Consider the following 15,297-nt stretch of genomic DNA (forward strand, 5'->3'; position numbering starts at 1 on the left):
CCTTCCGTTTCATATTCACTTAGTTTACCATATACCCACAAGTAAATACCACAAAAGTAAAAAAGAAGACCGCCACAACAGTGACGGCCTCCCGAAATGTCTTATTAATCAGCCCTTTGCTGCAAGAGCTTCTTTGATCTTCTTTGTAAGAGCTGGAAGGATCTTGTTAAGATCTCCAACAACACCATAATCAGCTACATCAAAGATAGGAGCATTCTCATCTTTGTTGATAGCGATGATGATATCAGACTCTTCCATACCTGCAACGTGCTGGATTGCTCCAGAAATACCAATTGCGAAGTATAGCTGAGGTCTTACAGTCTTACCTGTCTGTCCAACCTGAAGATCCTTGGGCTTCCAGCCTGAATCTACAACTGCACGTGAGCAGGATACTGTTCCGTTAAGAGCCTCTGCAAGGTCATCAAGGAGCTTGAAGTTCTCTGCGGAACCAACTCCACGACCACCAGATACAAGGATCTTAGCTGCCTGGATATCAGCAACAGAAGATGCTTCCTTAACGATCTTAACGATCTCTGTATAGCAATCATTCTCTTCAAAACCAGGATTGTATTCAACAACCTCTGCCTTTGCTCCCTTGATAGGATCAATCTTCTGCATAACGCCTGGACGAACTGTAGCCATCTGAGGACGGAAATCAGGGCAAGCGATTGTAGCGATTGTGTTACCACCAAATGCAGGTCTTGTCATAAGGAGCTGTTTGTGCTTGGTCTCTCTAGCTGGTGATGGCTCAAGAGGGAAATCTCCAATCTCAAGCTGTGTACAGTCAGCTGTAAGACCTGTATGTACTCTTGATGATACTCTAGGGCCAAGATCTCTACCGATTGCTGTAGCACCAACAAGGAGGATCTCAGGCTTGTACTCATTGATTACAGATGCAAGAGCGTGTGTATAAGGCTCTGTTCTGTAATCCTTAAGTGCAGGATCATCAACTACGATTACTCTATCAGCACCATACTCTGCAAGCTTGTCAACAAGTCCCTTAACATCGCTTCCAAGAAGTACAGCTGTTACTTTTTTCTCATCAAGATCTTCTGCAAGATTCTTGGCTTTGCCCAGAAGTTCAAGCGCAATGCTTGAAAGTTCATTGTCTACCTGCTGAGCAAATATAAATACACCCTTATATTCTTCTAAAGACATGACTCTTCTCCTTTATCATTAAAAATTATTGTTATTACGTGATATGCGCATGGCTCCGCTTCGCTCTCGCCATGCTACATACATTCGGAAATCGATATGTTCATTTCATTCACATATCTTTTTCCTCATGTCTGCTTGGTCATTTCATAAACACGCTGCCCAGTGCAAGCACTGCACCGTGTTTACTCATTCCCTATATCACTCAAATTACATGTTTCTCTGTAAGCTTACCTACGATATAGTCAACTGCTTCATCAGCTGAATCAGGAACAACCTTCTCGCCCTGACCCTTCTTAACCTTATCAGAAGCCTTTGCAATCTGTGTAGGTGATCCTTTAAGACCAAGGTTAGAATCGTCAACATCCTTAAGATCTGGTCTGCCCCAAACTGTAACTTCCTTGGCAAAAGCATCAAAGATTCCGCCAGGAGTCATATATCTAGGCTCATTGAGCTCTGAAAGAGCTGTAACAAGGCAAGGCATCTTAGCCTTAACAATGTGATATCTGTCTTCAAACTGTCTCTTAACTTCTACAGTGCCAGCCTTCTCATCAACCTTGATCTCCTCAGCATAGGAAATTACAGGAATGTGAAGGTGCTCAGAAATCTGTGGTCCAACCTGAGCTGTATCTCCATCGATAGCCTGACGGCCTGTGATGATGAGATCATAATCAAGATTTCTAAGTGCTCCAGCAATTGTTGAAGATGTTGCCCATGTATCAGCGCCACCCAGAACTCTGTCTGTAACAAGGATTGCCTTGTCTGCGCCCATAGCAAGAGCTTCTCTAAGTACAGCATCAGCCTTAGGAAGTCCCATTGTAAGAACTGTTACCTCTGCGCCATACTGATCCTTTAATCTAAGTGCTGCCTCAAGACCTGCTTTATCATCAGGATTCATGATAGCAAGCATTGCACCTCTATCCAATGTTCCATCGGGTTTGAACTTAACGCCGCCCTTTGTATCAGGGACCTGCTTAATGCAAACTACAACTTTCATTTTTATTCTCCTTCTATCAGATTATATATTTCAGATGATCACTATTACTTAAGTAATGCGCCAGAGATAACCATTCTCTGAACCTCAGATGTACCCTCGTAGATTTCTGTGATCTTAGCATCACGCATCATTCTCTCTACTTCGTACTCTCTGATGTAACCATAACCACCATGGAGCTGTACAGCCTTAGTTGTTACATCCATAGCAACTTCTGCTGCGAAAAGCTTAGCCTTAGCAGCTTCTACTGAGTAAACATCCTTATTCTTCTTAGCATCAGCAGCCTGATATACAAGGAGTCTTGCAGCTTCACACTGTGTAGCCATGTTTGCAAGCTGGAACTGTGTATTCTGGAAAGCACCGATAGCTCTTCCGAACTGCTTTCTCTCTTTTACGTACTCAACTGTTCTGTCAAGAGCGCCCTCTGCAATACCAAGAGCCTGAGCAGCGATACCAATACGTCCACCGTCAAGAGTATGCATAGCGATAGGGAATCCCTTTCCTCTTGCACCAAGAAGGTTCTCTGCAGGAATATGGCAATCCTGGAAAATGAGCTCGTATGTTGATGAACCACGGATACCCATCTTGTTCTCTTTTGTACCAAAAGTGAATCCTGGTGTTCCCTTTTCAACGATGAAAGCTGAGAACTTCTTCTGCTTTCTACCCTTCTTATCTTCTACGATATCTGTGTAAGCAATGATGATGTAAATATCAGCAACCTCACCGTTTGTGATGAAGCACTTTGATCCATTAAGAACCCATTCCTTACCATCTTCTGTAAGAACAGCCTTAGTCTGAACACCCTGAGCATCTGTACCTGCCATAGGCTCTGTAAGACCAAATGCACCGAGCTTTTCACCCTTTGCAAGAGGTACAAGGTACTTCTGCTTCTGCTCCTCTGTTCCGTATGTCATGATAGGGTCGCAGCAAAGTGATGTGTGAGCAGATACGATAACTGCTGTTGTACCACAAACCTTTGCAAGCTCCTCTACGCACATGATGTATGTAAGAGGATCACATCCCTGTCCGCCGTACTCCTTAGGAATTGGAATACCCATGAAGCCGTATTTCTGCATCTTCTTAACGGTTTCCATAGGGAAAACCTCTGTCTCATCAACCTCTATAGCGTTTGGCTTTACTTCTTTTTCTGCGAAATCTTTAAAAAGAGCTCTAGCCATTTCATGTTGCTGATCAAGCTGAAAATCCATTATAATTTCCTCCGTATTTCTTTTTATAAAATATTTTTTTCAAGTGAATATTATTTATCTGTAGGAACCTTGTTTCCATCAGCATAGTTGTAGAAACCAATACCTGTCTTAACACCAAGCTTCTTACCACGAACCATCTTACGAAGAAGTGGGCAAGCACGATACTTGGAATCACCTGTCTCTGAGTAAAGAACATCCATGATAGCAAGAACGATATCAAGTCCGATGTAGTCACCGAGTTCAAGAGGTCCCATAGGATGGTTACATCCAAGCTTCATAGCTGTGTCGATACCAGCGATATCTGAAACGCCCTCTGAATATACGAAGATACCTTCGTTGATCATAGGAACAAGAATTCTGTTAACTACGAATCCAGCAGCCTCATTAACCTGTACTGGAGTCTTTCCAAGATCCTCAGAAATCTTCTTGATCTTCTCTACCATGTCATCTGGTGTGTTAGCACCCTGGATAACCTCAACGAGCTTCATAACAGGAGCTGGGTTGAAGAAGTGCATACCAATGATAGGCTTTGCAAGACCTGAACCAATCTCTGTGATTGAAAGTGATGATGTATTTGAAGCAAAGATACAATCAGGATTCTTAACGATATTGTCCTGAAGCTCCTTGAAAAGATTCTTCTTGATATCCATAACTTCAAGAGCAGCCTCTACTACAAGGTCAGCATCAGCACAGATGTCATTAAGACCTGTCTGAATCTTAGCTGTGATAGCATCAGCCTCTTCCTGTGTCTTCTTGCCCTTAGCAACCTGCTTGTCAAGACCTTTCTTGATCTTAGCAAATCCGCCCTCTGCGAACTCTGTCTTGATATCGCAAAGATATACCTTCTCAACGCTCTGAGCCTGAGCAAATGTCTGTGCAATACCTGAACCCATTGTACCTGCACCAATAACAGCTACCTTCATTTTGTTTTCCTCCTAGTTTGTCATTATATTTATAATCATATACGGATTGCTTCACTTCGTTCCCGCAATCCTACAATCATTCGGAAATCGATACACTCATTCTTCGTGTATCTTTTTCCCTCATGCTTGTTCGGTCTTCAAGGTTATGGAGTATTCTTTGCAAGCAAAATACTTCATAACTTTGAATCCCTATATCATTACACATTTTTAAAAGCTACAACCTTAACCTTAGCTGGATCATCCTTTTTTCTAAGGAAGTTAGCCATACCTTCTCTCTGATCCTCTGTCTCGAAGCATGAACCAAAGAGTTTCTCTTCAATTACAAGAGCATCATCGATGTTAACCTGAAGACCATCATTGATTGCCTTCTTGCAAGCTCTAACAGCGATAGGAGCATTTGCAGCAATCTGGCTAGCCATCTTCTCAGCAGCTGGAAGAAGTTCTTCCTGTGTATAAACCGCATTAACAAGTCCGATTCTGTAAGCCTCATCAGCCTTGATGTTACGTGCAGTATAAATGAGCTGTTTAGCCATTCCTGCACCAATAAGTCTTGCAAGTCTCTGTGTTCCGCCAAATCCAGGTGTGATTCCAAGACCAACTTCTGGCTGACCAAACATAGCATTATCTGAGCAGATACGAATATCGCAGCTCATAGAGATCTCGCAGCCACCGCCAAGTGCAAATCCATTGATTGCAGCGATAACTGGAACAGGGAACTGCTCGATCTTACGGAATATATCATTACCCTTTTTACCAAAAGCTTCTCCTTCTGCCTTTGAAAGAGTACTCATCTCGCCAATATCAGCGCCTGCAACAAATGACTTCTCTCCTGCACCTGTAAGAACAACAGCTCTTACAACGTTTGTGTCGATGCTATCAAAAGCAGCTGCGAGGTCATCAAGCACCTGTGAATTAAGTGCGTTAAGTGCCTCAGGGCGATTGATTGTAACAACAGCGATGTTTTCTTTTACTTCGCAATTAACGAAACCCATTTCTAATTTCCTCCTGTGAAAATTATTGATAATAGCCTGCTGCGCAAGCACAGCAGGCTACAATAAACATATTAAGCCTCGTAGCGTTCTACGATTGTAGCGCATCCCATTCCGCCGCCGATGCAAAGAGTAGCAAGACCCTTCTTAACATTATCTCTTCTAGCCATCTCATGAAGAAGAGTAACAAGAATACGGCATCCTGATGCTCCTACTGGATGTCCAAGTGCGATAGCACCACCATTTACGTTAACCTTGCTCATATCAAATCCAAGATCCTTAGCAACAGCTACTGACTGAGCAGCAAATGCCTCGTTAGCCTCGATAAGATCGATATCATCAAGTGAAAGCTCTGTCTTCTTAAGGACCTTCTTGGTAGCAGCAACAGGGCCGATACCCATGATTTCAGGCTCAACACCTGCAAGAGCTCCGCCTACCCATGTAGCCATAGGCTTGATTCCAAGCTCCTTAGCCTTCTCTTCGCTCATAACAACTACTGCTGCAGCACCATCGTTGATACCTGAAGCATTACCAGCTGTTACAAGTCCGCCCTCTTTACCAGAGCAGCATTTAAGCTTAGCAAGAGTCTCAACAGTTGTTCCAGCACGAGGGCCCTCATCAACCTTGAACTCTACCATTTCCTTCTTAACCTTTACAGGAACAGGAACGATCTCATCGTTGAACTTGCCTTCTGCCATAGCCTTCTCGCACTTCTGCTGAGAATTAGCTGAGAACTCGTCAAGCTCTTCTCTTGTAAGGTTCCATCTGTCGCAGATATTCTCTGCTGTGATCATCATGTGATAGTGGTTGAATGCATCTGTAAGAGCATCGTTAACCATAGTATCTACAACTGTTCCGTTGTTCATACGATATCCGAAACGTGCATTTGGAAGTGCATAAGGAGCCATTGACATGTTCTCCATACCACCTGCTACAACTATATCAGCCTCGCCAGCCTTGATAAGGTCAGCAGCCATATTGACACAGTTAAGGCCTGATCCGCAAACTACGTTAAGTGTAACAGCAGGAGTCTCGATTGGAAGACCTGCCTTGATAGATGCCTGTCTAGCTACGTTCTGTCCAAGACCTGCCTGGATAACGCATCCCATAAGGACCTCATCTACTAACTCAGGCTTAACACCTGCTCTGTTAAGTGCCTCTTTGATTACGATTGAACCAAGTTCTGCTGCAGGAGTATTGCTGAGGGCTCCGCCCATCTTACCAATAGCTGTTCTGCAAGCACCTGCTATAACTACCTTCTGTGCCATAATTTATTTCCTCCATTTTGTTTATTGTGGACACATCAAAAAAATGTATCCGAATGTTTAAAACTAGTTTGATAATTTTTTATCAGAACAGAATAATTATAGCATCCACCTTAGGCAAATGCAACAAAAACTATCATCCTTACGTATTATTTTTATTAAAAAGCCATAAATTGATATATATTTATCAATATGTTGTTAAAAAAATAACAGTGCCATATTCCTATAGCACTGTTATTTCTAGATTTCATTCAAATGGCGGGAACTGTGCAAAGTTTATTCGTTTCCGCTTATACCTCAGGCTCAATAAGTCCGTAAGTGTTACCTTTTCTCTTGTAAACCACATTAACCTGATCAGTCTCTGCATTTACAAATACAAAGAAGTTGTGGCCTAAAAGTTCCATCTGAACACACGCATCCTCAGCATACATAGGCTTGGGATCAAACTTCTTCATACGTTCTATACGGATATCCTCATCATCCATATAGTCTGATTCAATATATTCCTTCTTAAAATTGCTGGCTTCTGCCTGCTGCTTATCAACAAGTTTGCTCTTATACTTCTTGAGCTGTCTTTCAATAACCTCCTCTACCAGGTCAATTGATACATACATATCGTTGCTGACCTGCTCTGCTCTGATGATTTTTCCTTTTACGGGAATGGTGACTTCGATCTTATGTCTCTCTTTGTCCACATTAAGAGTAACATTTGCATTTGTGTCGGGAGTAAAGTATTTCTCCAGCTTGCCTATCTTCTCCTCAACTGCACTACGAAGACCGGGTGTTACTTCGATGTTCTTACCTACGATTGTAAATTTCATGCAATCATCCCCTTTGCTGTCGCCTTGTGATACTTTCTGAAAAAAGAAATATCTTCGGCCATATTTAAGACAATTGTGCATTTTAAGCCGCTTTTGTCTATACGCTATTATACCATTTAACCAGTCATCCATGCAATTTATAACCGTCCAATAAAGATAATCTTTTTATTAACAGTATCATTTTGTATATTATGCACAAAAAAAATCCCTTGATTTCGATTGCGTAAAATCCACTTTAAATTGTGGATATTTGTGGACAATGTGGATAACTTCGTGTATAAGTAGTTAAAATCTGACTTTTTATTTTGTGGATTGTGGATAACTTTTGAAATATGTGTGAAAAAAAAATTATTAATTTATGTTGACTTTTGTACTTTAGTGCATATCAGAGAAATCGGTCATTTAGAAAAAGGCATATAGCCTCTATTCCCCCTAGATTACAGGGATAAACGAAATCATATAAAGAAAAAAAATGGAACTAACAAAGAAAGCTCTCTATTAGTTCCACTATATTATCAATAAATATTCTTATTATTAGAAGATTCTTCTAACTGCAAGTACTGAACGGTAATCAGCATTAGAAATCTTAATACCTGTCTTGGCTGTAGAAGCATGTACGATCTGTCCGTTTCCAATGTAGATAGCAACATGGCCTGAATAGCAAACAATATCACCAGGCTGAGCATTTGCAAGTCCATCAACCGCTGCTCCAACTGATCTGTCAGCACCTGAACTATGAGGAAGACTAACACCGAAGTTAGAATATACACTCATAACGAAACCTGAACAGTCAGCACCATTTGTTAAGCTTGTTCCGCCATATACATATGGATTTCCAACGAACTGGCAAGCAAACTGAGCAACTGCAGAACCAATTGAGCTGGTCTCTGTTGTATATGAACTAGCTGAATTGTAGCTTGATCCAGATGATGAGCTGGAAGAAGTAGATGTGCTACTCTTAGCTGCCTTATTAGCTGCTGCTCTTGCTGCAGCCTCCTTGGCAAGACGAGCCTCTTCCTCTGCCTTGGATTCAGCCTTAACAAATTCTGTAGAAAGAGTTACGTAATCAGTTGAAACGTAACCATCACCTTCCTCGATACTAACCTTAACCCATCCATCAAGTTCCTCTGTAACTACAAGTTCATCCTCGATAGGAACAAGGCCTATAACTTCAGCATCAAGTCCGGCACCATTTCTAACCTTAAGAGTAGTAGTTGTTACTGTGGCAATTCTGGTTCCAACTTCCTTAGCAAGTTCAACTGCGTCATCTCCAGTTACACAGAACTCTGCCTTGACGTAGCCTTCAACGGAACCTGACTGGATCTTGTACCATCCATCCTTCTCCTCTATGAAAGTACCAACTGACTTGTCATAGAGCTTACCAACTATCTCACCTTCCTCGCTGGGAAGATCTCTTACGTTTACGTAATTAGTTACCTTGGCAATAACAAGAGACTTAAACATCTCTTCCTCTGAATCCTGCGCTGTTTCTGAAGAGCCTTCAGAAGCTGCTGCTGAATCCTTGATAACAGCACCTGTAGCGTTCTGGATATCTCTAAGAACGTTATCTGTTACTGTTGAAGCAAGTGGTGTTACATCTGTTACTGCATTTGATAAATCCACTTCATCTGAAGAAGTACTATTAGTGGATGAATTCTCTGATTGTGTCTTACTAGTTTCTACTGACTGCTGCAGATTTGAAAGTGAAACCTGATTGCTGCCGAGTGCATATGTTATACCTGCCTGAGGCATTACGCTTGTCACCTTGTTAGATGATGTATTGGATGCAGCAAAAGCGTCTACATTAGAACCTAAAAAAGTAATAGCAGCTGTGACCGATAAAGCAAGAAGCTGCATTTTTGCTTTTCTCAAAACGAACCTCCAAAATTGTTACGAAATTTGTTACATCTTTTAAGAATATAAACTATTTATTAAATTTTGTCAAATCGCATGTCACTAGCAGCTATTTTTTTAGTAAATTTTATCTGTTTTATCTTTCTTTTCCAACAAGGAAATCCTGAACTGCAGTTACTGCATTGGCTCCATCCGCTACAGCTGTAACAATCTGACGAAGTCTCTTCTTGCGGGAATCGCCAGCTACGAATATTCCAGGAACAGAAGTTGCTCCATCTTCTCCCGCTACAACATAGCCCTGTCCATCAAGCTCTACAAGGCCGTCCACAAGATCAGTTGAAGGGCGGATTCCAATAGCAACGAAGATTCCATCAACATCCACATTACTTACTTCCTTGGTCTTAACATTCTCTATAACGAGCTGGTTGACCTTATCCTCACCCTTGATTTCTTTTACAACGCTATCCCAGATAACTTCTACATTCTCAAGACCAAAGAGCTCTTCCTGGAGGATCTTTGTTGCTCTAAGCTCATCTCTTCTATGAATAAGGTAGACCTTGCTGCAGAATCTTGAAAGGAAAATAGCATCCTCAACAGCGACATCACCGCCACCATTTACAGCTGTAACCTTTCCTCTGTAGAAAGCGCCGTCACATGTTGCGCAGTAGGAAACACCCTTTCCGATAAATTCCTCTTCTCCGGAAATCTCTAGTTTTGAATGATGTGCGCCTGTAGCAAGGATAACTGTATTTGACTCAAACTCGCCATTGTCAGTTACAACCTTATAAACAGGAGCCTTTGTATCAGAACCTGCATCTACCACTTCTATAGCGCTTACAGTGGCGTCTACAAACTCTGCTCCAAGCTTGTCAGCATGTTCTCTAAACTTCATTCCAAGGTCAAATCCATTGACACCAGGAATTCCAAGATAGTTATCTACCTCGTAAGTGTCTATTATTTGTCCGCCGCTCACAGGATTCTTTTCAATAATGATCATTTTGAGTCCTGCTCTTTTGGCGTAAACTGCTGCTGAAAGACCTGCTGGTCCTGAACCTACTATAATAAGATCGTACATAAAATGCCTCCTTTTGTTATAAAAAAAATCAAATATACGTTTTATTTAGATTGTGTACAATTTAATTTATAATATCATATTGCTTTTGTAAAGACCTATTTTCTAAAAAGACAATAAATTATGACTTCTTGAATGTAATAATGAAAATGCATTCAGGAATCTACACCCAGCCTCCGTCAATTGTGATTATCTGTCCCGTCATATATATAGGAGCCTCACAGACTTTTATAACGAGTTCTGCTACCTCTTTAGGGTCACCTATCCTGTCCATTGGAATCTCGGAGCGAAGTTCTTCCATATCTTCCTCAGATAAATGTTTTCTGTTCATATCTGTATCTATAACGCCACAGGCCACCGCATTAACCGCAATGCCGCTCGGTGCAAGTTCTTTTGCCAGAGCCCTGGTAAAAGAATTAACGCCGCCCTTGGAAGCTGAATAGGCCACCTCGCATGATGCGCCAACATTTCCCCATACAGAAGAAATATTTACTATTCTTCCGCTATGTTTTGAAACCATCATAGGAACCGCAAGCTTACTTGTATAAAAGACTGAATCCAGATTTGTGGCCATCAGTTTTTTCCAATCTGTAACCTCCATATCCGTCAAAAGCCCAAGCCAGGCCACACCAGCATTGTTAACAACAATGTCCAGATCATCTATCTGCAAAAAGACCTGCCTAAGGCTCTCATAATCTCCCACATCACATCCAAAAGCTTCTGCACTTATTCCATATTTATCTGAAAGTTCCCGTGCAAAAGAGCTAAGTGAATCATAACTATTCTGGCAAATGAGGAAAAGATTATCCTTCTCTCTGGCAAAGCCTTCTGCAATGCTGCGTCCTATTCCTCTTGACGCTCCTGTAATAAGTACCTTTCTATTCATAAAAAGCCTCCAAAAAAACATAAAGAAAAGCCGAAGAGACCCAAAATCCCCTCGGCTTATATTGTCGCAAATATCTCCTTTATTAGCAATGCTTAAGTGCCTCTAACACGCTAGATTCCATAAATGGCTTGGCAATAAATTCTATAGCCCCGTATTTTACTGCCTCTACCATTTTCTCTTTTTGTCCGGCCGCGGTGATCATAATAACCTTGGCATTTGGATTGAATTTCCTTATCAGCTTTAAAGACTCAAGGCCGTCTACCTGAGGCATTGTAATATCCATGGTTACTACATCCGGTCCAAGCTTAACATACTGATCAAAACCGTCCTGGCCATTTACTGCCTCACCTACAACTTCGTAGCCTGCTTTTTCGAGAATGTCCCTTAGTATCCTGCGCGATGTTCTTGAATCATCAACTATTAGTACAGTCTTCATTGCCTTCCTCCAAAGGATTAACCTTTATCCGATCTTCATGTCCTCTGCTATTGTTCCAAAGAAAAGAATCTCTCCGCCACTAAGATAAACCGGGATAGCCACTATAGGACCTGTAGCCTCCGTATAGGATACAAAGAATTCCGGTGGATCAAGTTCAATCTTGATGCCCTCAAGGCTCTTTTCAGTAGCATAGAGTCCATCAATGCAGTTTATGAACTCACAGGTGGCGTCTAGTGCATCCTCCTCCGTTTCAATAAACTCTTCCTTGGTATAGGCTATAGCAACCTTTTGCACATCAGCATATTTCCCACTGATGGCCACTGTTGCCTTTTCATCACCTCTATATTTCTGATAACCCAAAACTTCTGCTCTTATAGAATTTGTTCTATAGGCTTTGCCTATATACACATGATTATCCACTAATCTGTACATAGTTTTGATTGCCATGGAAAAGAGCTTCTTGTAAGCCTCATCAGCGCTATCAACAAAGATAGAAACTATTCTGTCAATATTCCCTGATTTAAGTTCCGCCATATCTGTGGCCGTAAATCCATTTTCCTTCTGATAGTCTTCTTCTGCCTTTGTTACCTGCTCCATAGATAGAAGCCCATCATCAACCAGGGACTGGACAAATGACAGGTATGAATTACCCTGAAGTTCCAGAAGTCTGGACAATTGAATTTCTGATAGGTATCCCTTTTCAATAGCAATATCTCCAAAACGCTTATCCATAGATGCCTGCAGAGCATTTACCTGTTCTGCCTGAGCTATGGTCATGAGTTTTTCTGATACTGCAATTACGCCGAGCTTGGCTCTTTTACTCTCCTGAGTCTGAAACGCCTGAATTAACTGTCCCTTACTAAGAAGGCCCTTTTCAAGCATATAGTTTCCCAGTAATCTATCCAGCATATTTTTACCTCGTTAGGTACTAAAAGCAATTCTTTAATACATACGAAAACGGATATTAGTCTACATTATATATTTTAGACTAATATCCGTTTATTAACAAGCTAATTATCAGTTATCTTTTTTCTCTTTCATGCGAGCCATGGCCTGATTTAGAGCCTTCTGTACAGCCACGTCCTGAGCGTCATTAGCTGAGCTGGTCGCAGGTTTAGGACCTATTCCAGCCTGAGCCTTCATCTTGTCTGCCTGTATTCCAGCAGCCTCCAACATGGCCATTCTCTCTCTTGGAAGAACAATGCTCTGTCCCTCTGGGTTAATGGTGATGCCATCCTTGTCAGACATAAATTTCAAAATATCCTGATACTTGAATACAGCAGCATTCCACTCTGTACCGCGAAGCTTCTTGCCAAATTCTATACCATCTGTAAATATAGGAAGAAAGTGCTTGTCATCCTTGGTATTGAGCATAAGGAACTTGAACTTGGAATCCTTATTGAACTTCATTCTGCCATCTTCTAGAACCTCAGCGGGGCCTTCATGCTGCATAGGCACGATAAAGTTGCTGGATCTGATGAGTGATAACATTCTCATCTCCTTGGCTCTAATAATCTCATTCCTCTTCTCATACTGAACAGGCCATCTGATTTCTTCGATGAAATCAAGCATTGCAAAATTAAGTGCGGGATTAACAGGGTGCTTGCCTAGGTCTTCGTTATTCCAATCACCAGGCGCAGCCACTATCTCGTTTCTCTTAAATCTTGCTCTGTAAGCTCCGTTATCCACAAAAATGTTCTCAACACCTATATAATACAGGTAATCAAAGAAACCTCTCTTTACAGCCGCTGTATCATCAGGATTCTCAACCTTGATATCTCTGACCATAAGTTTTCTAAACTGCTTGGCAAAAAGACCTGCTGCCTTCTCGGCAAGTTCCTTCTCGAAATAAACATTTCCAAAGCCATGATCTATAAATGGATAGCCAGTTGTTGCATCATACAGAACATACAAAGTTTCTGCATCTCTTACCCTGTTTAAAAGTTCGTTGTAAATCTTTCTGTGGTTCTTTTCAAAACCTGGAAGTGGAGCCTTCTTCTGGAACACTTCAAGAGCAGTTAAAAGAAACAGCACTTCCTGATTAGATAAAAATCTAAGAGAATCTGGCGAGATATCATCGTCATAGATCATCTCTCCTATCTCATTTTTCCTCTCCTGTGTCACTGTCTCAGGCATGGCATCCTCGCCAATTTCCTGGCCGTTTACCGGATTAAGACGTGGAAATCCTGGCCACTCCATATCTGCATGCGCATCCATTGCAGCCTGCATCTCTTTTTCCTTCTGGCTTGCAGCGCTCAGTTCCTCCTGCGCCTTGGCTTCCTCAGAAGCTTTCTTCCCTCCAAACAAATCAAATATACCCATAAATCCTCCTAAATTGACCATTTCAGAATTTATTATTTCTCAGCTCTCGTAAAAGACCTGTGATACTGCAGCAAGATACTCAGGGTCCCTACTGCCTGCAGTCTCATATGGAGAGTGCATTGCAAGCTGTGCAAGACCAATGTCTACAGTGTTGACAGCCACCTGAGATGTTGAAATATTACCAAGTGTTGATCCTCCTGGCATATCAGAGCGGTTTGTAAAGCTCTGGTAAGGCACACCTGCCTTGTCGCACATCATCTTAAAAGTAGCAGCAGAAACAGCATCTGTTGTATATCTCTGATTAGCATTGTACTTGATAACTATTCCCTTATTCATAACCGGTCTGTTAACAGGATCAGCCTTATCAAGGTTATTAGGGTGAATAGCATGAGCATTGTCAGCAGATATCATAAAGCTCTGAGCCACTGCTGTGTAGTACTGCTCATTGGTTCTTCCAAGGCTCTCATTGATCCTTGTGAGAGTGTCCTTAAGGAAAGTAGAAGCTGCTCCCTGCTTGGTTCCACTTCCAACCTCTTCATTATCAAATACGCAGTGAACTGCAACATTATCAGAAGCTCCGGCATTCATAAAGCCTTCAAATGTAGTGTATACACACTCCTGATCGTCAAGTCGTGAGCTTGCTATATACTCATCAGACGCTCCCCATACTGTTGGCTTAACTCTGTTATACAAAAAGAGATCATGTCCTAAAATATCTCCAGCCTTTACACCTGCTGCCTTAGCGACAACTTCAAAGAACTTATCCTTGGCACTGTCATCCCCAAAAATAGGAAGCATATCCTTCTGGGCATTGTACTTGTATCCGTCATTAGCCTCCCTATTCATGTGAATTGCAAGAGCAGGAAGCATCAAAAGATCTTTATCTACATTTACAATCCTTGTTTCAGCCTTGCCATTTTTGCCCTTTACTATGAGTCTTCCAGCTACAGATAAAGGTCTGTCAAACCACTCAGCACAGAGCATTCCGCCATATTTCTCAACATTAAGCTTGATATATGCGCCTGGAACCTCCATCTCTGGATTCTCCTTGATCTTAAAAGAAGGAGAATCGCTGTGGCTGGCAATCATATAAAAGCCCTTGAAGTCCTTTTTAGGAATTCTGAAAGAAATAATAGATGAATCATTTCTTGTTACGAAATACTTGCCTCCCTTACCGGATTTGGCAGGCGCAAGCTTCCACTCTTTAGCCTCATCAAGCTCTTCATAGCCTTCTGCAACAAGTCTCTTTTTGAGATTGTCGATCACCTGAAAACATGTTGGGCTCTCATCAATGAAATTCAGCATTCTGGCTGTGATATCTTTATATACATTATTATCTTTTGAACTTGTTTTCTTTGCCATAATATACCTC

Annotated in this window: 14 protein-coding genes; all 14 read right to left on the reverse strand. The window is 41.6% G+C overall.

Annotated features, from left to right (window positions below):
• Positions 1-108: 108 nt before the first annotated feature.
• The 14 genes from BLO53_RS04305 to BLO53_RS04370 all read right to left on the reverse strand — a co-directional run bounded on the left by BLO53_RS04305 (position 109) and on the right by BLO53_RS04370 (position 15,287).
• Positions 109-1,158: an electron transfer flavoprotein subunit alpha/FixB family protein gene (locus BLO53_RS04305; RefSeq protein ID WP_092059273.1), complete on the reverse strand. Its 1,050-nt coding sequence runs from the start codon at positions 1,156-1,158 to the stop codon at positions 109-111.
• A 202-nt stretch (positions 1,159-1,360) separates the two neighbouring features.
• Positions 1,361-2,152: an electron transfer flavoprotein subunit beta/FixA family protein gene (locus BLO53_RS04310; protein WP_092059274.1), complete on the reverse strand. Its 792-nt coding sequence runs from the start codon at positions 2,150-2,152 to the stop codon at positions 1,361-1,363.
• A 44-nt stretch (positions 2,153-2,196) separates the two neighbouring features.
• Positions 2,197-3,357 (reverse strand): acyl-CoA dehydrogenase, encoded by a 1,161-nt coding sequence (locus BLO53_RS04315; RefSeq protein ID WP_026488917.1) that lies wholly within the window; start codon positions 3,355-3,357, stop codon positions 2,197-2,199.
• 50 nt (positions 3,358-3,407) lie between these two features.
• Positions 3,408-4,280, reverse strand: a complete 873-nt coding sequence (locus BLO53_RS04320) for a 3-hydroxyacyl-CoA dehydrogenase family protein (protein WP_092059275.1) — start codon at positions 4,278-4,280, stop codon at positions 3,408-3,410.
• A gap of 197 nt (positions 4,281-4,477) precedes the next feature.
• Positions 4,478-5,272: an enoyl-CoA hydratase-related protein gene (locus BLO53_RS04325; RefSeq protein WP_092059276.1), complete on the reverse strand. Its 795-nt coding sequence runs from the start codon at positions 5,270-5,272 to the stop codon at positions 4,478-4,480.
• Between the two features lie 71 nt (positions 5,273-5,343).
• Positions 5,344-6,537, reverse strand: coding sequence for an acetyl-CoA C-acetyltransferase (locus tag BLO53_RS04330; RefSeq protein ID WP_092059277.1), 1,194 nt, complete (start codon positions 6,535-6,537; stop codon positions 5,344-5,346).
• Between the two features lie 287 nt (positions 6,538-6,824).
• Positions 6,825-7,355: a ribosome hibernation-promoting factor, HPF/YfiA family gene (gene hpf / locus BLO53_RS04335; RefSeq protein ID WP_026488921.1), complete on the reverse strand. Its 531-nt coding sequence runs from the start codon at positions 7,353-7,355 to the stop codon at positions 6,825-6,827.
• 534 nt (positions 7,356-7,889) lie between these two features.
• Positions 7,890-9,227 (reverse strand): C40 family peptidase, encoded by a 1,338-nt coding sequence (locus BLO53_RS04340; protein WP_026488922.1) that lies wholly within the window; start codon positions 9,225-9,227, stop codon positions 7,890-7,892.
• Between the two features lie 118 nt (positions 9,228-9,345).
• Complete coding sequence (trxB, locus tag BLO53_RS04345; protein ID WP_092059278.1) at positions 9,346-10,284, reverse strand: thioredoxin-disulfide reductase; 939 nt, start codon at positions 10,282-10,284, stop codon at positions 9,346-9,348.
• A gap of 160 nt (positions 10,285-10,444) precedes the next feature.
• Entirely contained in the window at positions 10,445-11,167 is a 723-nt protein-coding gene (ymfI, locus tag BLO53_RS04350) for an elongation factor P 5-aminopentanone reductase (protein WP_092059279.1), read from the reverse strand.
• Between the two features lie 82 nt (positions 11,168-11,249).
• Positions 11,250-11,603, reverse strand: a complete 354-nt coding sequence (locus BLO53_RS04355; RefSeq protein ID WP_026488925.1) for a response regulator — start codon at positions 11,601-11,603, stop codon at positions 11,250-11,252.
• 24 nt (positions 11,604-11,627) lie between these two features.
• The gene (locus BLO53_RS04360; protein WP_092059280.1) at positions 11,628-12,512 is read right to left on the reverse strand and encodes a chemotaxis protein CheX; all 885 of its coding nucleotides are present in this window, start codon (positions 12,510-12,512) and stop codon (positions 11,628-11,630) included.
• Between the two features lie 108 nt (positions 12,513-12,620).
• Complete coding sequence (locus BLO53_RS04365) at positions 12,621-13,925, reverse strand: SseB family protein (protein WP_176757160.1); 1,305 nt, start codon at positions 13,923-13,925, stop codon at positions 12,621-12,623.
• A 39-nt stretch (positions 13,926-13,964) separates the two neighbouring features.
• Entirely contained in the window at positions 13,965-15,287 is a 1,323-nt protein-coding gene (locus BLO53_RS04370) for a M18 family aminopeptidase (protein ID WP_092059282.1), read from the reverse strand.
• Positions 15,288-15,297: the final 10 nt, after the last annotated feature.

Source organism: Butyrivibrio sp. INlla14, from assembly GCF_900102515.1.
Lineage (GTDB): Bacteria > Bacillota > Clostridia > Lachnospirales > Lachnospiraceae > Butyrivibrio.